Source organism: Variovorax sp. 10N420 (genome assembly GCF_056394705.1).
Genome location: NZ_JBFTIJ010000007.1, coordinates 215,093 through 236,767 on the forward strand (window position 1 = coordinate 215,093; position 21,675 = coordinate 236,767).

At 66.0% G+C, this 21,675-nt stretch carries 24 protein-coding genes; 10 read left to right on the top strand and 14 right to left on the bottom strand.

The window, feature by feature from the left end:
* The first annotated feature begins 93 nt into the window (after window positions 1-93).
* From AC1DEK_RS19765 to AC1DEK_RS19775, 3 genes are read left to right on the top strand one after another with little or no spacing between them, the layout of a single operon-like run.
* A complete protein-coding gene (locus AC1DEK_RS19765) occupies window positions 94-492 on the top strand; it encodes a RidA family protein (protein ID WP_478126967.1) in 399 nt (132 codons plus the stop codon).
* The gene (locus AC1DEK_RS19770) at window positions 489-1,394 is read left to right on the top strand and encodes a 2-dehydro-3-deoxygalactonokinase (protein WP_478126968.1); all 906 of its coding nucleotides are present in this window, start codon (window positions 489-491) and stop codon (window positions 1,392-1,394) included. Before AC1DEK_RS19765 ends, AC1DEK_RS19770 begins: the two co-directional genes overlap by 4 nt.
* Window positions 1,391-2,053 (top strand): 2-dehydro-3-deoxy-6-phosphogalactonate aldolase, encoded by a 663-nt coding sequence (locus AC1DEK_RS19775; protein WP_478126969.1) that lies wholly within the window; start codon window positions 1,391-1,393, stop codon window positions 2,051-2,053. The genes AC1DEK_RS19770 and AC1DEK_RS19775 overlap by 4 nt, the downstream gene beginning before the upstream one ends.
* 6 nt (window positions 2,054-2,059) lie before the next feature.
* On the opposite strand, the gene AC1DEK_RS19780 is transcribed toward AC1DEK_RS19775, so the two are convergent.
* The 5 genes from AC1DEK_RS19780 to AC1DEK_RS19800 form a co-directional block, all read right to left on the bottom strand.
* The gene (locus tag AC1DEK_RS19780; RefSeq protein ID WP_478126970.1) at window positions 2,060-4,147 is read right to left on the bottom strand and encodes a site-specific recombinase; all 2,088 of its coding nucleotides are present in this window, start codon (window positions 4,145-4,147) and stop codon (window positions 2,060-2,062) included.
* A gap of 157 nt (window positions 4,148-4,304) precedes the next feature.
* A complete protein-coding gene (locus tag AC1DEK_RS19785) occupies window positions 4,305-5,027 on the bottom strand; it encodes an SDR family oxidoreductase (RefSeq protein WP_478126971.1) in 723 nt (240 codons plus the stop codon).
* A gap of 41 nt (window positions 5,028-5,068) precedes the next feature.
* Window positions 5,069-6,481: an MATE family efflux transporter gene (locus AC1DEK_RS19790; protein WP_478126972.1), complete on the bottom strand. Its 1,413-nt coding sequence runs from the start codon at window positions 6,479-6,481 to the stop codon at window positions 5,069-5,071.
* Window positions 6,482-6,501: 20 nt separating this feature from the next.
* A complete protein-coding gene (locus AC1DEK_RS19795) occupies window positions 6,502-7,773 on the bottom strand; it encodes an MFS transporter (protein ID WP_478126973.1) in 1,272 nt (423 codons plus the stop codon).
* Window positions 7,766-8,230, bottom strand: coding sequence for a MarR family winged helix-turn-helix transcriptional regulator (locus AC1DEK_RS19800; RefSeq protein WP_478126974.1), 465 nt, complete (start codon window positions 8,228-8,230; stop codon window positions 7,766-7,768). Before AC1DEK_RS19800 ends, AC1DEK_RS19795 begins: the two co-directional genes overlap by 8 nt.
* Window positions 8,231-8,282: 52 nt before the next feature.
* Between AC1DEK_RS19800 and AC1DEK_RS19805 the strand changes: the two genes are divergently transcribed.
* The gene (locus AC1DEK_RS19805; protein ID WP_478126975.1) at window positions 8,283-8,825 is read left to right on the top strand and encodes a PaaI family thioesterase; all 543 of its coding nucleotides are present in this window, start codon (window positions 8,283-8,285) and stop codon (window positions 8,823-8,825) included.
* A gap of 55 nt (window positions 8,826-8,880) precedes the next feature.
* Window positions 8,881-9,291 (top strand): lactoylglutathione lyase, encoded by a 411-nt coding sequence (gene gloA, locus AC1DEK_RS19810; protein WP_478126976.1) that lies wholly within the window; start codon window positions 8,881-8,883, stop codon window positions 9,289-9,291.
* Here the strand turns inward: gloA and AC1DEK_RS19815 are convergent.
* The 5 genes from AC1DEK_RS19815 to AC1DEK_RS19835 form a co-directional block, all read right to left on the bottom strand.
* A complete protein-coding gene (locus AC1DEK_RS19815; protein ID WP_478126977.1) occupies window positions 9,288-11,399 on the bottom strand; it encodes an O-linked N-acetylglucosamine transferase, SPINDLY family protein in 2,112 nt (703 codons plus the stop codon). The genes gloA and AC1DEK_RS19815 overlap by 4 nt on opposite strands.
* On the bottom strand, window positions 11,399-12,124 hold the full coding sequence (locus tag AC1DEK_RS19820; protein ID WP_478126978.1) for a haloacid dehalogenase type II: 726 nt from the start codon (window positions 12,122-12,124) through the stop codon (window positions 11,399-11,401). Before AC1DEK_RS19820 ends, AC1DEK_RS19815 begins: the two co-directional genes overlap by 1 nt.
* Complete coding sequence (gene eda / locus AC1DEK_RS19825; RefSeq protein WP_478126979.1) at window positions 12,121-12,762, bottom strand: bifunctional 4-hydroxy-2-oxoglutarate aldolase/2-dehydro-3-deoxy-phosphogluconate aldolase; 642 nt, start codon at window positions 12,760-12,762, stop codon at window positions 12,121-12,123. Before eda ends, AC1DEK_RS19820 begins: the two co-directional genes overlap by 4 nt.
* On the bottom strand, window positions 12,753-14,591 hold the full coding sequence (edd, locus tag AC1DEK_RS19830; protein WP_478126980.1) for a phosphogluconate dehydratase: 1,839 nt from the start codon (window positions 14,589-14,591) through the stop codon (window positions 12,753-12,755). The genes eda and edd overlap by 10 nt, the downstream gene beginning before the upstream one ends.
* 97 nt (window positions 14,592-14,688) lie before the next feature.
* Window positions 14,689-15,225 (bottom strand): OmpA family protein, encoded by a 537-nt coding sequence (locus tag AC1DEK_RS19835; RefSeq protein WP_478127088.1) that lies wholly within the window; start codon window positions 15,223-15,225, stop codon window positions 14,689-14,691.
* A 129-nt stretch (window positions 15,226-15,354) separates the two neighbouring features.
* On the opposite strand from AC1DEK_RS19835, the gene AC1DEK_RS19840 reads away from it, so the two are divergent.
* Complete coding sequence (locus tag AC1DEK_RS19840) at window positions 15,355-16,023, top strand: gamma-glutamylcyclotransferase (RefSeq protein WP_478126981.1); 669 nt, start codon at window positions 15,355-15,357, stop codon at window positions 16,021-16,023.
* Between the two features lie 5 nt (window positions 16,024-16,028).
* Entirely contained in the window at window positions 16,029-16,574 is a 546-nt protein-coding gene (locus tag AC1DEK_RS19845) for a superoxide dismutase family protein (RefSeq protein WP_478126982.1), read from the top strand.
* Here the strand turns inward: AC1DEK_RS19845 and AC1DEK_RS19850 are convergent.
* Window positions 16,561-17,145: a nucleotidyltransferase family protein gene (locus AC1DEK_RS19850; protein WP_478126983.1), complete on the bottom strand. Its 585-nt coding sequence runs from the start codon at window positions 17,143-17,145 to the stop codon at window positions 16,561-16,563. The two genes, AC1DEK_RS19845 and AC1DEK_RS19850, sit on opposite strands and share 14 nt — an antisense overlap.
* A 22-nt stretch (window positions 17,146-17,167) precedes the next feature.
* On the opposite strand from AC1DEK_RS19850, the gene pdxH reads away from it, so the two are divergent.
* Complete coding sequence (gene pdxH / locus AC1DEK_RS19855) at window positions 17,168-17,833, top strand: pyridoxamine 5'-phosphate oxidase (RefSeq protein ID WP_478126984.1); 666 nt, start codon at window positions 17,168-17,170, stop codon at window positions 17,831-17,833.
* A gap of 20 nt (window positions 17,834-17,853) precedes the next feature.
* Here pdxH and AC1DEK_RS19860 read toward each other — a convergent pair whose 3' ends face one another.
* Genes AC1DEK_RS19860 through msrA form a run of 3 tightly spaced genes read right to left on the bottom strand, consistent with a single transcriptional unit; the run spans window position 17,854 to window position 19,720 of the window.
* A complete protein-coding gene (locus tag AC1DEK_RS19860) occupies window positions 17,854-18,801 on the bottom strand; it encodes an AEC family transporter (protein WP_478126985.1) in 948 nt (315 codons plus the stop codon).
* An 18-nt stretch (window positions 18,802-18,819) separates the two neighbouring features.
* Window positions 18,820-19,125 carry an acylphosphatase gene (locus AC1DEK_RS19865; protein ID WP_478126986.1) on the bottom strand — a complete coding sequence of 102 codons (306 nt, stop codon included), beginning with the start codon at window positions 19,123-19,125 and terminating at the stop codon, window positions 18,820-18,822.
* 13 nt (window positions 19,126-19,138) lie between these two features.
* On the bottom strand, window positions 19,139-19,720 hold the full coding sequence (msrA, locus tag AC1DEK_RS19870; protein WP_478126987.1) for a peptide-methionine (S)-S-oxide reductase MsrA: 582 nt from the start codon (window positions 19,718-19,720) through the stop codon (window positions 19,139-19,141).
* Window positions 19,721-19,816: 96 nt separating this feature from the next.
* On the opposite strand from msrA, the gene AC1DEK_RS19875 reads away from it, so the two are divergent.
* Both AC1DEK_RS19875 and AC1DEK_RS19880 read left to right on the top strand, forming a co-directional pair.
* Window positions 19,817-20,491 (top strand): TetR/AcrR family transcriptional regulator, encoded by a 675-nt coding sequence (locus tag AC1DEK_RS19875; protein ID WP_478126988.1) that lies wholly within the window; start codon window positions 19,817-19,819, stop codon window positions 20,489-20,491.
* Complete coding sequence (locus tag AC1DEK_RS19880) at window positions 20,488-21,675, top strand: efflux RND transporter periplasmic adaptor subunit (RefSeq protein WP_478126989.1); 1,188 nt, start codon at window positions 20,488-20,490, stop codon at window positions 21,673-21,675. Before AC1DEK_RS19875 ends, AC1DEK_RS19880 begins: the two co-directional genes overlap by 4 nt.

Below are 21,675 nucleotides of genomic sequence, written 5' to 3' on the forward strand. Positions count from 1 at the left end.
ACATTACATCGTCGATCGTATTTACAGCGGTATCTCACGTCAAACGGGGGTTTACCCTCGTATTTTCTGTAATTTCATTACAAGCTCATCACCATGTCCCAAGTTGAAATGCTCGGCCAGTCGCCCATCGCCTCAGACCGCCAGGCTCGTCCACTCTCGCCCGCCACCCGCGCGGGCGATTTCGTTTTCGTATCGGGCCAAGTACCGACCGACGACCAGGGCCAGGTCATCGTCGGCGGCATCGAAGCGCAGACGCGGCAGGTCTTCAAGCGCATAGAACAGGCGCTGGCGCTGGCCGACTGCACACTGGCCGACATCGCCAAAGTCAGCGTCTGGCTGAACGACGCGCGCGACTTCGGCAGCTTCAACCGCGTGTACATGGAGTGCCTGGGCGATCATCGGCCTGCGCGTTCCACGGTCGAGTCGCGGCTCATGATCGACGCGAAGGTCGAGATCGACGTCACTGCGTACAAACCCCGGGACCGCCCATGAGCCACACACGCCTTGTTGCCGTCGACTGGGGGACCAGTTCGCTGCGCGGCGCGCTGATCGATGCCGACGGGCACGTGCTTGAAGAGCAAAGCCATCCGCGCGGCATCCTCACCGTCAAGAGCGGAGGCTTCACCGAAGTGTTCGAGACGCTCTTCGGCGACTGGATGCGTCCGCAGGGAACGCGCTGCCTCATATCGGGCATGGCAGGAAGCAAGCAGGGATGGGTCGAGGCGCCCTACTGCCCTTGCCCGGCAGGACTCGCCGAAATCCGCAACAGGGTGATGGAGATCGAACCCGGCCGCATCTCGCTGGTGCCGGGACTGAGCGACATGCACGACGGCGTGCCCGACGTGATGCGCGGAGAGGAAGTGCAGATTCTCGGCGCGATGGCACTGACCGAATTGCGCGACGGCCTCTTCGTGCTGCCCGGCACGCACAACAAATGGGCCCGGGTCAAGAACGGCATGGTGACGGGCTTTCGCACCTTCATGACGGGCGAGTTCTACGCGGTGCTGAGTCAGCATTCCATCCTCGCGCGCACGATGGATACCTCCGCGCCGCTCGACGAAGCCGCTTTCTTGCAAGGCGTCACGCAATCGGACAACGGCCAGGGCCTGCTGCACAACGCGTTCGGCGCGCGCACCCTCTCGCTGTTCGAGCGCATGCCGGCACGCGAACTCTCGAGCTATCTGTCGGGCATCCTCATCGGGGAAGAACTGCGCACGCAATCGCTGCACGCAGCGGGCGAGGTGGTGCTGATCGGTTCGCCTGCGCTCACCCAGCGCTACATGCTGGCCCTGCAGGCCTCCGGCACCAGGGCCAGGACGCTCGGTGCCGAGGCAACCTGGGCCGGGCTGCATGCACTCCACACCAACCACACCAACGGCCATCGCAAATCATGACCTCTACAGTCAACACCGCCGCCACGGCGTCGCAGAAGTTCGATGCCGCCATGAAGCACCTGCCGCTGGTCGCGATCCTGCGCGGCCTGACGCCGGAAGAAGCTGCCGACGTGGGAGACGCCCTCGTCCAATCCGGCTTCCGGCTGCTCGAAGTTCCGCTCAACTCGCCGCGGCCGCTCGAGAGCATTGCCTTGCTTCGCCAACGCTTTCCTGACGCGCTGGTCGGCGCCGGCACAGTGCTCGATGCACAGCAGGTGCGCGACGTACACGCCGCCGGCGGCGAACTGATCGTCGCGCCGAACTTCAGCGCCGAAGTCATCGCCGAAGCGAAACGGCTCGGCCTCGTCAGCCTGCCCGGCGTCATGACGCCGACCGAAGCCTTCGCGGCGCTGGCCGCGGGCGCAGACGGACTCAAGCTGTTTCCCGCGGAGCTGGCAACCCCCGCGGGCGTGAAGGCGATGCTCGCGGTGCTGCCCAAAGGCACTTCGCTGATGCCGGTCGGCGGCATCTCGCCCCGCAACATGGACGAATGGCGCGCCGCGGGCGCAGTGGGCTTCGGCATCGGCTCCGCGCTGTACAAGCCGGGCAAGAGCGCCGCCGCGGTGCGCGAAGACGCGCAACGCTTCGTGGCGGCTTTCAGCGGAGTACAGCGCGCCTGAGCTCGGTCAGGCGCTCGGCCGCGCGCTGGGCCAGAAGAGGTCCATGGGCCGGCTGCGAACGCGCTGCCATACGCTGTTGTAGAGCGACCGCACGTCCGCATTGCGCAGCGCGCGCGACCGAACAGCCATGTGGAAGGCCAACGCAAAGCTCACCGCGACATTGAGCACGGCCATGCTGCCGACGCCGGCAACGGCCCACCAGAGTTCAGACGATCGAAGCGGTGCAGTACCGAGCACGCCCAGGGCCACGCCGACCGACCCCGCGCTGAGCGTCACATGCCGCACCTCGAAATTGAACACCAGGGCCGAGTGAATGGCCGGGATCAACCCGAGCATGAACCCGAGCGACACATTGCCCGCGACACCCGCGATGTTCAAGCGCCAGAACGCCGCCAGCCGCGCCATGCCAGCCACGCCGAAGGTCATGCGCAGGCGGCGGTTGTATTCGAGCGAATCACCGACCCGGTGCAATACGAACCAGTTGTCCACCCAACCCGCGAAAAGGCTCGAAGCCCACAGCAGCACGCCAGTCAGCGCGGCATAGATCGGCGTCGGCCCCAGCAGCGAGAACGACTGCAACGTTGCATGCGCCTTTTCCGGAGAAATCATGTCCGTCTGGAACAAGGCGCGCCAAAGCAGCGTGACACCGAGGCAAACCGGAAAAACGGCCAGCACATTGCCCAGCACCGCAGCCGCTTGGGTGCGGATCAGCGCCAGCACGGACGTCACGAACTCGTCCATGCCCTGCTCTGTCCCGGCGGCGTCGAGTTCGCGCGCGAGGGTCGGTGCAGTCATCGCGGGCTGTTTCGTCGCGAGCGAGAAATGCAGGAAGTGGATCAGCAGGAAACTCGCGGCGTAGTTGACCGACGCCAGAAGCCCTTCGAACAGCGACGGCAGATGCGCCCCGCTGATCCCCAGCTTGAGGCAGACGGTGATCACCGTCACCAGACCGCCGCCGAGCGCCATCCGCAGCATGCTCAGATACTCCTGGCGATCGCGCGTGATGTAGTGCTCGCCGGTCTCGGCGTTGTATTCGACCACCTTGCGCGCGAGCAGCGAGAAGTTGCTGCTCAGCAGGTGCGACATGCTCTGGCTTTCGCGGTTCGCCTTGACGAGCTCGGCCGTCAGCCGCGCGAGGGCGCGCATGTCGTCCGACGCCATCCATGCGTCCAGCAGGTGCTCGGCGCGCGCGATGCGCATCCGCATGCGCTCCATCTGGAACACGATGTCGACGCTCACGCCATTGCGATAGAGATTGCTGAACACATCGTCAATGGCGATGCGGCATTGGTCCAGCAGCACCCGCAGGTAGTTGACTTCGCGCAGCAACCGACCGGGCTCGGCACCGCTTTCGACCGCCTCGTGCGCCGCTTCTACCGCGAGCATCGCGCGCGGGAGCCGATAGAAGGGCTGCGACTCGGTCGCGACGCGCGCGTCGGCGTCGCCGAGCTTGCCGCGCACCAACTGAGACATGCCGGTCGAGCTGATCTGACAGGTGAGGTTGTGCAGCGCCGCGAGCAGATCGAGCGAAAACGCGCCCATGCGCCGCGCGTCGTCGGCCGAGCCGTGGTCGAACAGTTCGCGGACGCGAAGGAGCAAGTCGGACGGCAGGGTGTCGATCCAGTCGACATCGGCGCTGGACGTGAACATCAGCGTGAACAGCGCACTCAGTTCGCGCCGGTTCGGCGTCGGCGGAATCATCAATGACTGAAAGCGCTCGGCCAGCGCGCCGAAAAGGCCGGAGTGGATCGGCATGCCTGCGTCGCACAGCAGCGAAATGCCGTCGCTCTCGCGGAGCACCGCGCGCAAGATGCCGGCGACGTTGCTCTTCCAGGCAGGGTTGCGGTCGAGCACGTGGAGCAGATAGCGCACCCGCGCGTGGATCGAAGCGGCCCGTGACTTGTCCGCGATGCGTTCAGTGGCGTCGGCCAGAAGCTTGTCTCGGCGATGAATCCAATGCGCAAGCTCGATGAGCCATTCGTTGCGCTGGGCGTAGGAGGCGTTCGCGTTGGCCATGGCCAGCAAGGCGTCGAGCTGATGCCCGGCATCTCGCGAAGCGCGCCACCTCTTGAATGCGGTGAACAGACGAAGCATGTATTTTCCAGAAGGCGCGACGCTGGCGGAGTCGGACGATCGCGGCAGTGGCCAAGGCGCATGCCGATGCTTCTGGAACAGGATCCGATCCGCGCCGCGTCGACTCCGCAGAGCGCCGATCGAGGGGTACGGATGATAGCTGCCGCCGGCTCGCGGTTCAGCCCGCCGGATTCGCCGCCGGGTTCACCGCATACGGTGGCGCATCGGCGGAAAGGCCCGCCTTGACCTGTCGCGTCAGCGGATCGGCCAAGAATTCGAACCGCCCTGCTGCGAGTGCGTCGAAAGTCTGCTTCGCCACATCGTCCGGAGATGCCTTCGGGCCTGGCGCGCCACTCGCCATGTCGGTGTCCATGAAGGCCACATGCAGGCTCAACACCTGTGTGCCCTGCTCGCGCAACGCGGAGCGCAGCCCGTTGCTCAGCGACCAGGCGGCGGACTTCGAAGCCGAGTAGGTCGCGGAGGTCGGCAGCGTGAGCCAGCTCAGGACCGACAGCACATTGACGATGGCGCCGCCGCCGTTCGCCGCCAGCACCGGGGCAAAAGCGCGGCTCATGGCCCAGGGGCCGAAGAAGTTGGTCTCGAATTCAGCACGCGCGGCATCGAAGGCATCGCTGGTGCCGAAGAGGCTCACGCCGCGCGAGATGCCGGCGTTGTTGATGAGCAAGTCGACGTCGCCGCACGCGCGGGCTGCGGCCTCGATCTGCTCGGGGCGCGTCACGTCCAGCGCGACCGGATGCACGCCGGCAAGCGTGATGCTGGCCGGATCGCGAGCTGCCGCATACACCTTCTTCGCACCACCGGCGAGCGCCGCACGCGCAAACGCGAGACCGAGCCCGCGATTGGCGCCGGTGACGAAAACCACGGAGTCCTTGATCTGCATACTTGCCTTCAGGAAGTTTCGGGAAAAATCAGGAGAGTCGATCAGGAGAGTTGCATGCGGCGCAACAGCCCTGTCGTGGTGCGGGGCCAGCCGATACGGCCAAACCAGACGCCGCCGGCGACGGCTGCAGCCGTGACGCCGCCGTAGACCATCAGCGCGAGGCCTTGCGCGAAGAACACATGCATGAGCGTGCCGCCCCAACGCAGGGCGATCCAACCGCCGATCCCGGCGACCACGAGACGCGCGATGTTTCCGATGACGGGCCACAGCAGTCGCCCTGCCCCCTGCGATGCAAAGTACAGCACCAGCCCGACGCCGAAGAAGCCATAGAACGGCCCGGCTGCACGCAGATACTGCGCGCCTGTTTCGAGCATTGCCGGATCGCTGCCGAACAACATCAGCCAGGGTCTCGGGAACAACGCAGCAGCCAGGCCGATGGCGCCTGTCAGCACAAAAGCGATGGCAGCACCGGCCCACGTCGCATGCAATGCCCGCTCGCGCTGGCCAGCACCGATGCAGGTGCCGACCATGGCGACCAACGGTGCGCCGAGCCCGAACACGAGCGGCACCAGCAGGTATTCGAGACGTGCAGCCGTGCCGTAGCCGGCGATCGCACCCGGGCCGAAATGACCCGACAGCGCGGTCGCGATGCCGATCGACAGATTCGTCGCGACAGTGGAAATTGCGCCAATGAGGCCGATGCGCAGGATGTCGCTGAACAGCGGCCAGCGAAAGCGCGCGTTCGCCATCGAAGGCTTCAGCAGACTGCGGCTGGAGCGAAGATAGATCCAGAGCGCGACCGATCCGCCAAGGTAGTAAAGCAGCAACGCGACGGCACCGCCGGCAATCCCCAAGCCCGGAATCGGTCCCCAGCCGAAAATCAGCAATGGCGACAGTGGAATGAGGACGACCACGCCGGCGACAGTCACGTTCGCCGGTACGGCCATGTTGCCGGTTCCGCGAATCACCGCGGCCAGCGAATTGAAGAGCCACACCAGCACAGCACCCGCGAACACCACGTTGGAGTAGGCCATCGCCGCGCCGAGCGACGCGCCGGTCCCGCCCATGAGCATGTAGAGCCAGCGACCGCCGAGCAGCAGAACCAGCATGAAGAGCAATCCGAAGCCCAGGGCGATTGCGATCGCATGCAGCACCAGCGCGTCGGCATCGTCGCGGCGCCGCGCGCCGAGCGCACGTGCAATGGACGAAGCGATGCCGCCGCCCATCGCGCCGGCCGATGTCATCTGCATCAGCATCACGATCGGGAAGACCAGCGCCATGCCGGCAAGCGCATCGGTGCCCAGCTTGCCGACGAAGTAGGTTTCGATCAGCCCCACGGACGCCTGCGCGATCATCACCAGCACATTGGGCGCGGCAAGCCGCAGCAAGGTCGGCACGATCGGCGCTTCGAGCAACAGCCGCGTGCGCGGATCGACACCTTGGGGCGCGCTCATTGCTACACGCTCTTGAGCGCTCATGCTGCCGCCTTCGCGAGCATTGCCGGCCGTGCTTCGCGAATGGGCAGGTTGATCAGTGCCGCGCCGGCTGCGAGGGCAATGTCGATGTACCAGACGATGTCGTAACTGCCGGTGGCCTGGAACACATAGCCGCCGAGAAAGGCGCCAAGGAAGCCGCCGATCTGGTGCGCCAGCATCACGATGCCGAACAGCATCGCCATGTTGGCCGGCCCGAACATCTTGGCGACCAGCCCTGCCGTGGGCGGCACCGTCGAAAGAAAGGTGATGCCCATCACCGCCGCGAAGATCAGCATCACTGCTGGCGTCTTGGGAGCCAGCAGGAAGACGAGCACCGCAATGCCACGCGTCGCATAGAGCAGCGCCAGCAGCGACTTCATGCGCCAGCGCCCCACGGCCCAGCCCATGGCCAGGCTGCCGACGATGTTGAAGAGGCCGATCATCCCGAGTGCCCACCCGCCGATCTCCGGCGGCAGGCCGCACGCGGCGATCACGCCCGGCAGGTGCGTGGCGAGAAACGCCACATGGAAGCCGCAGACCAGGAAGCCGAGGCTCAAGTAGCGATAGCTCGGCGTTCCGATCGCCTGGCCGATGGCTTCGCGTGCAGTAAGCGGCTTGATGCCGCTGGCGGCCGCGGACTGCGCTGCGAGTTGATTCGAGTTGCCCTTCAGCACCAAGACGGCAGGCAGCGCCAGCAGGATCAGAACGGCCAGCCATTGCATTGCGCTCGCCCAGCCAACGGTGGCCATCAGGCCGATTGCGATTGGCGCCATGGCGAACTGGCCGAAGGAGCCGCCCGCATTCACCACACCCGTGGCAAGACCGCGCTTGTGCGCCGGTACGAGGCGCGTCGTCGCGGCCATCAGCACAGATGGCCCGGCCATGCCTGCGCCTCCGGCGGCCAACACGCCGATGGCGAAGATCAGGCCACCCGTCGTGCTCATCAGCGGCGTAATGAAGGTGCCGAGCGCCACCAACACCACGCCCATGAAGACCACGCGCCCCGTGCCGATGCGATCGGCCACCGCGCCCGCAAAAGGCTGCGTCAGGCCCCACCAGAGCTGCCCGAACGCGAACGCGAGACTGATGCTGCCGATGCCCAGGCCGGTCGACGTGTTCAGCGACGAGAGGAACAAACCCATCGTCTGCCGCACGCCCATGGTCAGCGCGAAGGTGCCGGCGGCCGCGAGAAGCACCAGGCCGATGGCGAAGCCCGCGGCTGGTGCGACTGGTGCGACAGGCGCTGCAGCGGTGATGTTTCGATCATTCATGGGCGTTTTCCTCGGTCAGTTGGTCGGCGATCTGCAGCAGTTCGATGCTTTCGTCGATCAGCGCATGCAGAGCCACCACACGCTCGATCCCGAGCACTTCATTGAGCTGCTCTTGCGCCGCGCGCCAATGGCGCTGGGCTTCGGCGCGCTTCTCGCGGCCTTCGTCCGTGATTTCGATAAGGCGGCTGCGCGCGTCGGGTCCCTCGCCCTGCAAGAGCCAGCCGGCGGCAATCATCGGCTTGAGATTGCGCGTCAGCGTCGACGCTTCAACGCCCATGGCCTGCGCCAGGTCCACCGGCCGCAGCGGCCCCAGGTGAAGCACGTGCGACAGCAACGAGTACTGCGTGGTCTTGAGCCCGCTCTTGGCGACCTCCGCGTCGTAGTGGCGCGCGACCTGCCGCATCAAGTGACGCAACCTGAAATTGGTGCAGCCCTGGGGTTTGACGGTGGCATTCATGCGAACGATTGTAGCTACAATCATTGCATATGCAACTGTTAAGGAAACCTGAATGACATCGACGGATCGACTGGCTGCCTGGATCGCCGAGGAAGACGCCATCAACAAGCGGCTCGACGCTGGCCCTGGGCCCGGTCTCGCAAGGCCAGACCAGATTGCCGGCAAGACCGGACTTGAAGTGATGCAAGCGATGCTTCAAGCGGAGATTCCGTACGCCCAAATGGCGAAGACCCTGCATTTCCAGCTGATCGACGTCGCGGCAGGTCGCGCGGTCTTCCAGGGAACGCCGCTGCAAGAGCACCTGAATCCGCTCGGCACCGTCCACGGAGGCTGGTTTGCCACGCTGCTCGATTCGGCACTCGGCTGCGCGGTGCACACCATGATGCCGGTCGGCCGCGCCTACACCACGGCTGAGTTGAGCGTGAACCTGGTCAAGGCGCTGACGCCCAAGGTCCAGCGCGTGCGCGCCGAAGGCACTGTGATCCACTGCGGCAGGCAGCTTGCGACCGCCGAAGCCCGGCTCGTCGGCGCGGACGGCACCCTGTATGCACATGCGACGACGACCTGCCTGGTGTTCGAGATGCCGAATCGCTGATCCCGCGCCCAAGCGCGACAATCGTCGACCAACAATTTCAACGGCGACCCACGAGATGCGAATCCTCCACACCATGCTGCGCGTTGGCAATCTCCAGCGCTCCATCGATTTCTACACGCAAGTGCTCGGCATGCAACTGCTGCGCACCTCCGAGAACTCCGAATACAAGTACAGCCTCGCGTTCGTCGGCTACGAAGGCAATCCGGCCCAGGCTGAAATCGAACTGACCTACAACTGGGGAACGGAAAGCTACGAGCTCGGCACCGCCTACGGCCACATCGCACTGGGAGTCCCTGACGCATACGCGGCGTGCGAAAAGATCAAGGCGTCCGGCGGCAACGTCACGCGCGAAGCCGGCCCGGTCAAGGGCGGCACCACGGTCATCGCTTTCGTGACGGACCCGGATGGCTACAAAATTGAACTGATCCAGCGCGCCGAAGCCGCTGCGGGCGGCGGACTGCGCTAGAGCACCGGCTCGGCGGCGTCGCTGATCCGGATGTGATCGGGCGCCAAGCCGCGCTGATGGCGGTCCCACATCGCCTCGTAGGCCGCTTCGATCCGCCGTGCGAAAAGCGGCGAATCGAACAGCGGCATGGTCTTGCGATTCATCTGCAGTCGGCCACGAAGTTCGGCGAGGCGTTCCGGCGAGGTCGCCAGCGCCAAGGCCAATGCTTCGTACGCCTCAACGGTGTGGGTCACCAGCTCGGGCAGGCCTACTGCGCCGAGTAAGCTCGCGCAGACGCGTGAAGCGAAGGTCGGGCCGGCCAGCGTCAACACGGGAAGCCCACTCCAGAGCGCATCGCCCCCCGTCGTGTGCGCGTTGTAGTGGAAGGTGTCCAGGAACAGATCGGCATGGGCGTGCCGCGCCAGATGCTCAGCCAGCGGCATGCGCGGCGCCCAGACGATGCGCTCCGCACCCGCGCCGCGCCGGCTCGCTTCGGCCTCGATCGCACTGCGGGCATCGGCGTTGCCCTCCAGCAGCCACAGCACACTACTGGGCACGTTTCGCAGCAACCGCATCCAGACGTCGAACACGTCTGGCGTGATCTTGTAGTTGCTGTTGAAGCACGCGAAGACGAAACCATTGGGCGGAAGGCCCGAGCTTTCGCGGGTGGTCATTCCCTCGGCGACGCGCTTCGTGTTGTCGTTCGCTTGGTAGGAGTCCGGCAGCACGACGATCTTTTCCGCGTAGTGCGCGTATTCGTCCGGCGCGATGAGCGTCGCATCGGCCACGATGTAGTCCATGTAGTCGCAGCCCATGGTGCCGGGGTAGCCGAGATAGTTGACCTGCACGGGCGCCGCGCGCCGCGCGAAGATGTCCGGCCGCGCGCCTTCGGTAAAGCCGTTGAGGTCGACCGCGATGTCGATGCCGGCATCACGCGCCATGGTTGCGATGGCTGCATCGCTTCGGTCCCCGACATGCGCGAAATGATCGAAAGCCGCCGCAATGCGCGCGCCCATCTCGTCGCGCACCGGAGGCCCAAGCGCAAAGCCGAACCATTCGAAGCGACCGCGATCGTGGCACTCCAGCACGCGCGCAATCAGCTGCGAGACCGGATGCTCGCGGAAGTCGGTCGAAAAGTAGCCGACCCGCAGCTTTCGCCCCGGGTCACGTACAACCGGAGCGAGAACTGCTGTCGGCTCGCGCGCGGGGTGCTTGTCCTGCGCATAGGTGCGAGCACATTTCAGCAAGATGGCCGAACTCGCGGGCGTCGCGGTGAGCGCGAAAGGCATCGCCGCCTTTTCACCGGCTTCGACCCGCGCCACGATGTCACCGACCTGATCCGCCCAGCCGTCCCATCGGCCGACGAACATCGCCGCATGCAGCCGCTGCCCGCGCAGATAGTCCGTATCCGGCGCAAGACGGGCGACCTCGTCATAGCAGGAGAGCGCTTCGGCGTGTCGCTTGAGCACGGTCAGCGTGGCGGCGCGGTTCATCAAGGTGGGCACGTCTTCAGGCGCCAGCGCCAATGCGCGTGTATAGCTTTCAAGTGCGTCCGGCCCGCGACCGAGTTCGGTCAGCACCGTGCCGCGATTCGCCCAAGCCTGTACGAATTTCGGATCGAGCGTCAGCGCGCGGTCGTAGTGCTGGAGCGCCTGCCCGAATTGCTGCAATGCCGCCAGCGTGTCCGCAAGGTTGGACTGCAATTCGCGCGATCGCGGATTGAGACGCTCGGCCCGCCGAAAAGCCTGCAAAGCGGCGTCATGCGCCCCGAGCGCACTGTGCGCTACGCCCAATTCGTGCAGCCCCTCGAAGAATTCTCCGGCCTGCTTCATCGCGCGATCGAACGATCCCACCGCCTCGCGCGCCCGCCCGCGTTGCAACTGCGCTCGTCCGAGATAGAACAGCGCTTCCGGGGAACACTGGGGCAGGGCTGCCGCCTTCTCCAGGAATTCCTCGCATGCCGCCAGGTCCTGGCGATTGCCGCAGATGTACGCCAGCAGCTCGTAGGCCTTGGCGACCTTCGGATCGCGCGCGATCACCTTGCGCAACAGATCCTCGGCAAGCGCGGCTTGCCCGGCCCTGAAGTGGCGCTCCGCCTGAGCCGTTTGCTGCGCCGTGGATTGAAGCATCAGCAGCCCAGCAGATCCGCCAGATGGCCGATGTCGCGAGCGTGCAGCGTGTTCTCGGGCTGGGGCGACACATCCTTAGGCCGCGAAGGTCCGAATTCAAGCGGCCGCTCGATGTAGCCGGTGCGCAGTCCGCAGGTCCGCGCAGCGGCCAGGTCATCGTGATGCGCAGCCGCCAGCATCACCTGCCCGGGAGATACGTCGAAGACACTTGCGACGCCGACATAGGTGCGCGGGTCCGGCTTGTAGGCCTTGAACACTTCGGCGGAAAGCACGCAGTCCCATGGCAGTCCGGCGTGCTTGGCCATTTCCGTCAGCAGGCCGATGTTGCCGTTCGAGAGCGTGCAGATGATGTACTTGCGCTTGAGCCGTGTCAGCCCCTCCACCGTGTCGGCCCACGCGGGGAGCCGGTGCCATGCCTTGTTGAGGTCGCGCTTTCGCGTCGCATCGAGATCATCGATGCCGAAGTCGCGCAGCACGTTGCCGAGCATGCCCATGTGCAGTTCGTCAAGCAGCGTGAAACCGCCCTCGCCTGCCGCGATTCGCGCCATCACGCTCCGCATGGCGGGCTGGTAGCCTGCCCGCCAGGCCAGCGCAAAGGCGCCTCCGTCGACGCCCGGGACGATTCGCTCGGCCTCGGCGGCAATGCCGGAATACCAGTCGACGACCGTGCCGAAGACGTCGAAGGCGATGACCTTCAGGTCACCGAGCTCAGCCGTGCCGCTCATCGCGCCAGCTTGCTCGCCTCGCGCGCGAGCGCCTCGATCCGGGACCAGTCACCGGCGGCAATTGCGTCCGTCGGTACGATCCACGACCCACCGACGCAGGCGACATTGGCGAGCGCAAGAAACTCACGCGCATTGCCCGCGTGAACGCCGCCAGTCGGGCAGAACTTGACGTCGCCGAAAGGCCCCTGCCAGGCCTTCAACATGGCAAGCCCCCCCGCCTGCACCGCAGGAAAGAACTTGAGCTCGGTGAAGCCATCCTCCTGGGCAAGCATGATTTCGCTGCCCGTGGCAACGCCCGGGAGCAGCGGCAGACCCAGGTCGTGGCAAGCCTTGCCCACCGCGCGCGTGTAGCCAGGGCTCACGCCGAACTTCGCGCCCGCCAGCGCCGACGCCTGCGCATCGGCGGCGCTGCGGATCGTGCCCGCACCGGCGACGGCCTCGGGCACTTCCTTGGAGATGATCTCGATGCATTCGAGCGCTTCGCGGGTGCGCAGCGTCACTTCGAGCATGCGGATGCCACCCGCCACAAGGGCGCGCGCCAGCGGCACTGCGTCCTTGACGTCGTGCAGCACGATCACCGGAATCACTGGCGCATCGCGCATCACGTCGAGCGCGGAAATCGATTCGGTCACAGCCATGTGCAGGCTCCTTCTTCTGCTGTCAATGCATTGCGGCGCATGCCGGCGAACAAGTCGCGGCCCAGGCCTACGCCGTTGGCCACGCGCTGCTCCGGCGATTGGGTCGCGGGCTGGCGCGACGTCCATTCGTCTTCGGGAAGCAGCACGGTCAGCGTGCCGGCCACCGCGTCGAGCCGGATCAGGTCGCCGTCGAGCACCTTGGCGAGCGGACCGCCGGCGGCGGCCTCGGGAGACACATGGATCGCCGCCGGCACCTTGCCTGAAGCGCCGCTCATGCGCCCGTCGGTGACCAGCGCCACCCGGAAGCCCTTGCCCTGCAACACGGACAGAGGCGGCGTCAACTTGTGCAGCTCGGGCATGCCGTTGGCCTGCGGGCCTTGCCAGCGCACCACGCAAACCACGTCGCGCTCCAGCTCGCCGGCGTTGAATGCCTGCTGCAGCGCGCCTTGCGAGTCGAACACGCGGGCCGGCGCCTCGATCACGTGCCGATCGTCCGGAACGGACGAAACCTTGATCACGCTCCGGCCGAGATTGCCGCTGAGCAGCTTCAGCCCGCCTGTCGCGCTGAAGGGCGCGGACACGGGTCTCGTCACGGCGTCATTCCGAAGCGGAGCGGCGGGCTGCCACTTGAGCGAATGCTCGTCAGAGGGCGCACCGGACAGCGCCGGAATATTCGCGAACTCGCGAATGCCGCCAGCCCGCACCGTCAGCACGTCTGCGTGCATCAGGCCGGCGTCGAGCAGTTCGCCGATCACGAAGCCCGGACCGCCTGCAGCCTGGAATTCGTTGACGTCGGCGCTGCCGTTGGGATAGACCCGCGTCAGCAGCGGCACGACATCGGAAAGCTCCGAGAAGTCGTTCCAGTCGATGAGGATCCCGGCCGCACGCGCGACCGCAACCCAGTGGATCAGGTGGTTGGTCGAGCCGCCCGTCGCAAGCAGTGCAACCATCGCATTGACGATGACGCGCTCGTCGACCATTTGGCCGATCGGAGGCACGGCATGGGGTGCATCGGAAGCGCGCCCCAGCACGGTGCGCGCAGCTTCGCGCGTCAAAGCCTCGCGCATCGAATCGCCGGGCTGGATGAACGCCGTTCCGGGCACGTGCAGTCCCATGGCTTCAAGCAACATCTGGTTGCTGTTGGCCGTGCCGTAGAAGGTGCACGTGCCTGGGGCGTGATAGGCCTGCATTTCGGCCTCGAGAAGCCCCTGCCGCCCGACCAGCCCCTGGGCCGCCTGTTCGCGAACCTTGGACTTGGCGCTGTTGGAGAGCCCCGAAGGCATCGGCCCCGCCGGCACGAACACCATCGGCAGATGCCCGAAGTGCAAGGCGCCGATCAGCAGCCCCGGCACGATCTTGTCGCAGACGCCGAGCAGCAGCGCGGCATCGAACATGTCGTGCGTGAGCGCCACCGCCGTGCCCATCGCGATGACGTCCCGGCTGAAGAGGCTGAGCTCCATGCCGGGCGTTCCCTGCGTCACGCCGTCGCACATCGCCGGCACGCCTCCCGCGACTTGCGCGGTGGCGCCCTGGCGGCGAGCCTCGTGCTTGATGATGTCCGGATAGCCTTGGTACGGCGAATGCGCCGACAGCATGTCGTTGTAGGCTGTGACGATGCCGATGTTGGGTGCGCGCTCGGCCACCACCTTGATCTTGTCGTTGGCAGGAATACCCGCAACGGCATGGGCCACATTCGCGCAGCCCATGCGGTCCGAACCGCGATCACGGTCGCGGATTTCGCTCAGACGCTGGAGGTAAGCGCTGCGCAGCGGACGGCTGCGCTCGCGGATACGGTCGGTGACATCGCGGACTGTGGGGTGTGTAGTCATGGAATTTGTCGCACTGCCGATGAGCTGCCATGTGCGGCAGCTCGGGGGTGAATCGTACCGGCTCCCGCGAGGCACTGGTGGAGGCACTGGTGTAGGGCTAATCCACCAACTTCACTTCGACCCGGCGCGCTTCCGCGTCGTCGCCGGTGCCGGCGGTCACGGGCGGTCGCTTCAGCTCGATCTTGTCCGCAGGCACGCCCAGGCCGGTGAGGACATCGCGAACCATTCCGGCGCGCTTCTTGGCGAGTTCCTCGTTCAGCGCCGCGTCTCCGGTGGTGTCGTGGAAGCCGGACACGACTGCCTTGTGGCCGGCTTCGACGCCCTTGATCACGATCGCCAGTGCTTCGGCAGCGCCGGGCGCGATGTCGGCGCTGGCCGTTGCGAAATAGAAGTTCACGACGTCGCCCGCGACGCGAATGCTCGCGCCTTCCGGAATCACGACGGTCACGGTTTCCGTGACGACGGCCACGGTGGTCGCCGGCGCGGCTGCGGACGCGGCGACGGGCCCGGCCGGCGCGGCGCTCATGTGATTCCTCTGGTAGAGCACGATGCCGATCACGAAGAGGATCACCAACGCTATCAACCCCATGACCAAGGCGAGGATGAAATTCTGCTGGCTGTCGTCTTCGTTCATCACTGACATGGGCGGGTCTCCGTAATCGAGGGGTCGGTAAATAATGGTGCGGTGAACCATGATCACGAAATTGTAGGCGTCGCCCTCAGCAACCAAGCTGCCGACCCGGGCCCTCCGGGGCTGGACCCGATGCCCAAGCCCCTGCGGGACCCGAAGCCCATGCTCGACCGTGTGATCGACGAATGGGGCGGCCACCAGGATCTATGGCTCTTCGGCTATGGGTCGCTGATCTGGCGGCCGGAGTTCGGCTTCATCGAGCGCCTGCCGGCACGAGTGCACGGCTGGCACCGCGCGCTCAAGATGTGGAGCCGCGTCAATCGCGGCACCGTCGAAAACCCCGGGCTGGTGTTCGGGCTGTTGTCGGGTGGATGCTGCCGGGGGATGGTTTTTCGCGTGCCGGCCGCCGATGGGCTCGAAACGCTCGGACGACTCTGGCTGCGGGAGATGCCGACTGGCGTCTACGACCCGCGCTGGCTCGAATGCGAGACGCCGCATTCGACGGTGCGCGCACTCGCCTTCACCCTGTCGCGGCACAGCCCGAATTTCACCGGCGAACTGACTGACGAGCGCTATCGGCACATCTTCGAGACCGCGGTCGGCCGCTATGGGAGTTCGCTGGACTATGCACAACAGACATTGCTGGAGTTGAAGCACCACGGCATCCACGACGCGGCGCTGGCGAGGCTGGTCAAGCTGGCCGAATCCCGCCTGTCGTCGCAGGCCATTGGCAGCGATCAGCCGCCTCCGGTATACCCTTCGGAGCCATCGCTCTCACCCACGCCTCAACCCAAGGAGTAACGCCAATGCCGCACCTGCCGAGCCGATTGATCGCCATCGCTGCCACCTTTGCATCTGCCAGCCTGATCGCTGCTTGCGGCACCATGGGCTCGGGAGTGGGCGCCACCGCCAATCTCGCGCCGACCGCAGCGATTTCGCCGAACCCGACCATGGGCAAGGTGACTTTCACGCCGCTCGAACATGGCGTGCGCGTCGCGGGCGAAGTGCGTGGTCTTCCGCCTGGCACCGAGCATGGCTTCCATATCCACGAAAAAGGCGACTGCGGCGACAACGGCAACGCGTCGGGCGCCCACTTCAATCCATCCGGGGGCACGCATGGCAAGTTCGCAGCGCCGGGCAGCCATGCGGGCGAGTTGCCCAGCTTGGTCGCCGATGCCAGCGGTGCAGCCAAATTCAGTGTCGACGTGCATTCGATTTCGCTGACGGAAGGCGCGGTGAACAACGTGGTCGGACGGGCGCTGGTCGTACATCGCGACCGCGACGACTTCACCTCGCAGCCGGCCGGCAACTCGGGCCCGCGCATCGCCTGCGGGCTGATCACTCGCGGCTGAGCCGCTCCAGCAGCAGCGATTCGGCGTGCGCCAGCTGCTCGGGCGTGTCGATGTCGGTGACGATGCCGACATCGTCCACCTCGATCTCGGCGACCTGGTGCGTCTCCCGGAGCGCCCGTAGCACGGCCGCTGCTCCCACATTGCCGGACAGCGCTGCCAGTTGCGCGCCGCATGCCGCCGCAAACCCGACCGGGTGACCTCTCTGGCCGTCGTAGTGTGGCTGAGCGGCGCGCATCGGCTCGACCAAGGCCCGAGCGATGGCGAGCAGAGTGGCCGGCTGGACCAAGGGCAGGTCGGCCGGAAGAATCAGCCAGCCGCCCGCATCGGGCGTGGCGCGCACGGCCGCTGCGATCGAGTCGCCCATGCCGGGGTGCCCCACGTCCTCGACATGCCATGGCAAGCCGCTCGCACGCACCGAGGCGAGCGTGTGCGCAAGCACTGTCGCACTGCCCAGCGGCGCCTGGAGTTTGTGTCCGACGCCGCCGGCCGCCTTGAAGCGCTCGCCACGGCCGGAGGCCAGCACGATGACCGTCGGCCGACGGGGCTCGGACGCTTCGTTCAGCTCATTCATCTCCGCAGTATCTTCCCTTCGCATGCGCAACAATGGCGGCATGAGTTCTCCCACCGAATCGCTGGCCGCACTGCGCAAGAGCTACGAGCGCGCCGAACTTGACGAAAACGGCAGCGCCGCCGATCCGCTGCAGCAATTCGAACGCTGGCTGGCCGAGGCTATCGACGCCAAGCTCCCCGAGCCGAACGCGATGACGCTGGCCACCGTCGGCGGCGACCTGCGACCTTCCACCCGCATCGTCTTGATCAAGGGCTACGACGCTCGCGGAATCGTCTGGTACACGAACTACAACAGCCGCAAGGGTCAGGACCTCGCCGGCAACCCGTACGCAGCGCTGCAATTCCACTGGGTCGAACTCGAACGGGTGGTGCGCATCGAGGGCCGCGTCGAAAGGGTCAGCGACGCCGAAAGCGACGCCTACTTTGCAAGCCGCCCGCTCGATTCGCGCATTGGCGCGTGGGCCAGTCCGCAAAGCGAAGTCATCAGCGGGCGCGACGTGCTGGTGAAGAACGCCGCGGTGCAGGCGGCGCGACATCTGCTTTCGCCGCCACGGCCGCCGCATTGGGGCGGCTTTCGGCTGATGCCCGATCGCTGGGAATTCTGGCAAGGCCGCAAGAGCCGCCTGCACGACCGGCTTCGCTATCGGATCGAAAGCGGCGCCTGGGTGCGCGAACGCCTCGCACCCTGACGCGCGCTGGCGCCCCTGCGCTAGAGGTGATTCGCGAGCGCCATGACGAGGGTCAGCGTGACGAGCGCCAAAGCCGTGGACACGACCATGCTGGCGGTCACGAGTTGTTCGGCGGTGCGATAGCGCTGCGAAAACAGGAAGACATTGGCGCCGATGGGCAGTGCCGCGGCCACCACCATCACCGTGAGCGGTATCCCCCGCAGTCCCAGCGCCAGACCGATGCCGGCCACCAGCAGCGGGTGCACCAGGTTCTTGACGAGCGCCTGGACCAGCGCGCCACGCCAGTGCTCGCCCACGGGCGTCAACGCCAGCGTGATGCCGACCATGACCAGCGCAACCGGACTGAAGGCGCCCCCCAGCAAGGCGATGGGCGTGTCGATGGCCTCCGGCATGTGCAGCCCCGATTGAGCGAACAGAAGACCGGCAATGATCGGCAGCGGCACTGGATGAATGATCGCGTGATAGAGCGCCCGACCGACGACTCTCGCCGAGGCCGGACGCGCTTCGCCGCTGCTCGCGGCATGCTCGTGCGCCACTGCCATTTCGAGTACGACGGTCGCGCTGGTCAACAGCACCAGCGAATGCAACGAGACCAGCGTCAGCAGCACGACCATGCCCTCGGGTCCATACGCCAGACTGACCAGCGCAATCCCGATCATCACCGTGTTGCTGTAAGTGTTGGCGAGCGCGAGAACAGCGGCCGTGCGGTTGAAGCCCCGCCACAGCATCGTCCCCCCGAAGATCAGCCCGGCCGCGATGAAGTACGCGGCCACCGGCCGAAGGCTGAGTTCCTCCACGCGCACGGTGCTCATCGACCGGAAGAGCAGCGCCGGCGCCAGAAGGAGGAAGATCAGGTTCGACAGGTCACGCAGTGCGCCCCCGCCGACCCAGCCCATTCGCCCTGCAAAGAACCCGACGGCGATGAGCAAGACGACAGGCAACAGTGAGGCGAGGACGGAAGCATTCACGGCGGCGAGGATACCGGCCTAAGCGGTGGGCAGGCGTTCGAACCCATCCAGCCTCTTGGAAGGCCGCTGCACGTCCGTAACCTCGATCGAGTCGACCCGCGCTCCCGGAACACCCGTGCGCAGCCACTCGCACATGTGCGCCAACTGGCTCGGCCATCCTTGCAGCAGGACTTCGACCGAGCCGTCCGCCCGATTGCGCACCCAGCCGGTGACGTCGAGCGCGCGTGCATGCCGCACGCACGCTTCGCGATAGCCCACGCCCTGCACCCGGCCGCGGACCCGGACGGACCGGCTCTCCAGCCCGCCCGTTTCGCTGGAACTCATCGAGCGCTCCGAGTCAAGCTTTCAGATACGAAGCGAAGGTCTTCTGGAACTTCTCGACCTTCGGCCCGACGACGAAAGAGCAATAGCCCTGGTTCGGGTTGTTCAGGAAGTAGTCCTGGTGATAGGCCTCGGCCGTCGAGTAGTTGTCCAGCGCCTTCACCTCGGTCACGATGGGCGAGCGATAGGTCTTGCTTTCGGTGATCTCGCGGATCACGTCTTCGGCCACCTTCTTCTGCGCATCGTTCGTGTAGTAGATGCCGCTGCGATACTGCGTGCCGACGTCGTTGCCCTGGCGGTTGAGCGTGGTCGGGTCATGCACGACGAAGAAGATCTCCAGGATCTGTCGAAGCGAGATCTCGACGGGGTCGAATTGCACCTTCACGACTTCGGTATGGCCGGTGCGCCCAGTGCAGACCTGTTCGTAGCTCGGATGCATGACCTGGCCGTTGCTGTAGCCGGATTCGACGTCGACCACGCCGCGGACGCGATCGAACACGGCTTCGGTGCACCAGAAGCAGCCGCCGCCGAGGACGATGGTTTCCGTTTGCGCCGTCGTTTTCGTCGTGGCTGCCGTTGTGGTTGTCGGGTCGGTCATGAGGGCTCCAGAGACGTATTTGTCGAACCAGCATTTTGACGGCTTGACGCAAATTGGGCGCCTCACTACATTACTAACCCGCCAGTCAGTAACCCAATGCCAGCCCCCCGATTCCTCAGCGACAAGATCTGTCCGGTGCGCGCCAAGCGCGAGCGCCGCAAGGAAGCCCGTCCGGGCGAGTTGCTCCAGGCCGCGCTTGATCTGTTCGTGGAAAAGGGCTTTGCCGCCACCCGATCGGAAGAGGTCGCGGCGCGGGCCGGCGTCTCCAAGGGCACGCTCTTTCTCTACTTCCCGAGCAAGGAAGAGCTCTTCAAGGCGGTCGTCGTCGAAAACCTCTCCGGCCGATTCACTGAATGGAACCGCGAGTTCGAAGCCTTCGAAGGCTCCACGGCCGACATGCTGCGCTATTGCATGCGCATCTGGTGGGAGCGCGTCGGCTCCACCCAAGCCTCCGGCCTCGCCAAGCTCATGCTGAGCGAAGGCCGGAATTTCCCTGAGCTCGCCGAGTTCTATCGGCGCGAAGTGGTCCGCCCCGGACACGCGCTGCTGCGGCGCATCGTGCGGCGCGGCGTCGACAGCGGCGAGTTCGCGCCGGTCGACGTGGACCTTGCCATCTATGCCGTCATCGCTCCGATGATGTTCCTGATGCTGTGGAAGCACTCTGCTGCCATTTGCGTCGACGGAGAATCCGAAATCGACCCCCAGAAGTACCTGGCCCTCCAGGCCGAAATCGTCCTCAACGGCCTGCGTGCGCCCAAGGCCGGCGTATGAAGCGTTCCATCAAGTGGGTCGCCGCGGCCCTCATCCTCGTTCTTGTGCTCGGCGGCATCGTGCGCGCCATTGGCGCCCGCAAGGCGCATCAGGCAGCCGTTGCGGCAAGCGCCAAGCCGGCCGCAACCGTGGTGGAGCTTTCATCGGCCGACGTGGTGCGGGCGACCCGCCGCGAACTCGCCGAAACCCTGGCGGTGTCGGGCACGCTCAAGGCGGTCGACTGGGCAGCGGTCAAGGCACGCGTGGCGGGCGAACTCATCGGTCTCACGGTGCGTGAAGGCGATACCGTCAAGGCAGGCCAGGTCATCGCACGCATCGACCCGATCGAATACCGCTCCCGCATGCGTCAGGCCCAGGAACAGGCCGATTCCGCCCGCGCCCAGGCCGAAGTGGCACAGCGCACCTTCGACAACAACAAGGCCCTGGTCGACCAGGGCTTCATCTCGCGAACGGCGCTGGACACCTCGCAGTCGAATCTCAATTCCGCACTCTCCACGCATCGCGCGGCGCTTGCCGCCGTGGATGTGGCCCGCAAGTCGCTCGACGACACGGTGCTCAGGAGCCCCATCACCGGACAGGTGGCTCAGCGGCTGGCGCAGTCCGGCGAGCGCGTGGCCATCGACACCAAGGTGATCGAAGTCGTCGACCTGAGCCGCATCGAAGTCGAAGCCACGCTGGCCGCCGCCGACTCAGTGGCGGTTCGTGTGGGCCAGCGTGCGGTGCTTCAGATCGAAGGCGGCGGCGCCGACCGCCAAGGCAGCGACCGCAGCCTCGGCGCGACCGTGGTGCGCGTCAACCCCAGCGCGCAGGCAGGCAGCCGCAGCGTGCTCGTCTATCTGCAACTGGACCGCAGCACCGGCTTTCGCCAGGGGCTCTTCGCTCAAGGCACGATCGACGTGGGCCGCACGGAAACACTCGCATTGCCTTTGTCCGCGGTGCGCACCGACAAGCCCGCACCTTACGTGCAAATCGTGATCGACGGCCGCATCGCGCATCGCACGGTCGAAACGGGCATGCGTGGCCACGCGGAAGGACAGACCATGGTGGCGGTGCGCGGCATCGACGATGGCGCGACAGTGATCGCGGGCAGTGTCGGTCCGCTTCGCGAAGGCACCGCGGTGCGTCTCACGCCGGTCGCCTCGGCCGGCTCGGTTGCGAGCGCGGTCGTGCGTTCCAACCCCTGA

Bases quoted from the DNA above. Each gene is read 5' to 3' on its own strand.
- AC1DEK_RS19765 (WP_478126967.1), top strand. From the start codon at position 94: ATGTCCCAAGTTGAAATGCTCGGCCAGTCGCCCATCGCCTCAGACCGC.
- AC1DEK_RS19880 (WP_478126989.1), top strand. From the start codon at position 20,488: ATGAAGCGTTCCATCAAGTGGGTCGCCGCGGCCCTCATCCTCGTTCTT.
- AC1DEK_RS19845 (WP_478126982.1), top strand. From the start codon at position 16,029: ATGCCGCACCTGCCGAGCCGATTGATCGCCATCGCTGCCACCTTTGCA.
- AC1DEK_RS19820 (WP_478126978.1), bottom strand. From the start codon at position 12,124: ATGAGCGGCACGGCTGAGCTCGGTGACCTGAAGGTCATCGCCTTCGAC.
- AC1DEK_RS19780 (WP_478126970.1), bottom strand. From the start codon at position 4,147: ATGCTTCGTCTGTTCACCGCATTCAAGAGGTGGCGCGCTTCGCGAGAT.
- AC1DEK_RS19875 (WP_478126988.1), top strand. From the start codon at position 19,817: ATGCCAGCCCCCCGATTCCTCAGCGACAAGATCTGTCCGGTGCGCGCC.
- AC1DEK_RS19835 (WP_478127088.1), bottom strand. From the start codon at position 15,225: ATGAACGAAGACGACAGCCAGCAGAATTTCATCCTCGCCTTGGTCATG.
- AC1DEK_RS19865 (WP_478126986.1), bottom strand. From the start codon at position 19,125: ATGAGTTCCAGCGAAACGGGCGGGCTGGAGAGCCGGTCCGTCCGGGTC.
- AC1DEK_RS19785 (WP_478126971.1), bottom strand. From the start codon at position 5,027: ATGCAGATCAAGGACTCCGTGGTTTTCGTCACCGGCGCCAATCGCGGG.
- eda (WP_478126979.1), bottom strand. From the start codon at position 12,762: ATGGCTGTGACCGAATCGATTTCCGCGCTCGACGTGATGCGCGATGCG.
- AC1DEK_RS19815 (WP_478126977.1), bottom strand. From the start codon at position 11,399: ATGCTTCAATCCACGGCGCAGCAAACGGCTCAGGCGGAGCGCCACTTC.
- gloA (WP_478126976.1), top strand. From the start codon at position 8,881: ATGCGAATCCTCCACACCATGCTGCGCGTTGGCAATCTCCAGCGCTCC.
- AC1DEK_RS19840 (WP_478126981.1), top strand. From the start codon at position 15,355: ATGCCCAAGCCCCTGCGGGACCCGAAGCCCATGCTCGACCGTGTGATC.
- AC1DEK_RS19770 (WP_478126968.1), top strand. From the start codon at position 489: ATGAGCCACACACGCCTTGTTGCCGTCGACTGGGGGACCAGTTCGCTG.
- pdxH (WP_478126984.1), top strand. From the start codon at position 17,168: ATGCGCAACAATGGCGGCATGAGTTCTCCCACCGAATCGCTGGCCGCA.
- AC1DEK_RS19805 (WP_478126975.1), top strand. From the start codon at position 8,283: ATGACATCGACGGATCGACTGGCTGCCTGGATCGCCGAGGAAGACGCC.
- AC1DEK_RS19775 (WP_478126969.1), top strand. From the start codon at position 1,391: ATGACCTCTACAGTCAACACCGCCGCCACGGCGTCGCAGAAGTTCGAT.
- msrA (WP_478126987.1), bottom strand. From the start codon at position 19,720: ATGACCGACCCGACAACCACAACGGCAGCCACGACGAAAACGACGGCG.
- AC1DEK_RS19850 (WP_478126983.1), bottom strand. From the start codon at position 17,145: ATGAATGAGCTGAACGAAGCGTCCGAGCCCCGTCGGCCGACGGTCATC.
- AC1DEK_RS19795 (WP_478126973.1), bottom strand. From the start codon at position 7,773: ATGAATGATCGAAACATCACCGCTGCAGCGCCTGTCGCACCAGTCGCA.
- AC1DEK_RS19790 (WP_478126972.1), bottom strand. From the start codon at position 6,481: ATGAGCGCGCCCCAAGGTGTCGATCCGCGCACGCGGCTGTTGCTCGAA.
- AC1DEK_RS19800 (WP_478126974.1), bottom strand. From the start codon at position 8,230: ATGAATGCCACCGTCAAACCCCAGGGCTGCACCAATTTCAGGTTGCGT.
- edd (WP_478126980.1), bottom strand. From the start codon at position 14,591: ATGACTACACACCCCACAGTCCGCGATGTCACCGACCGTATCCGCGAG.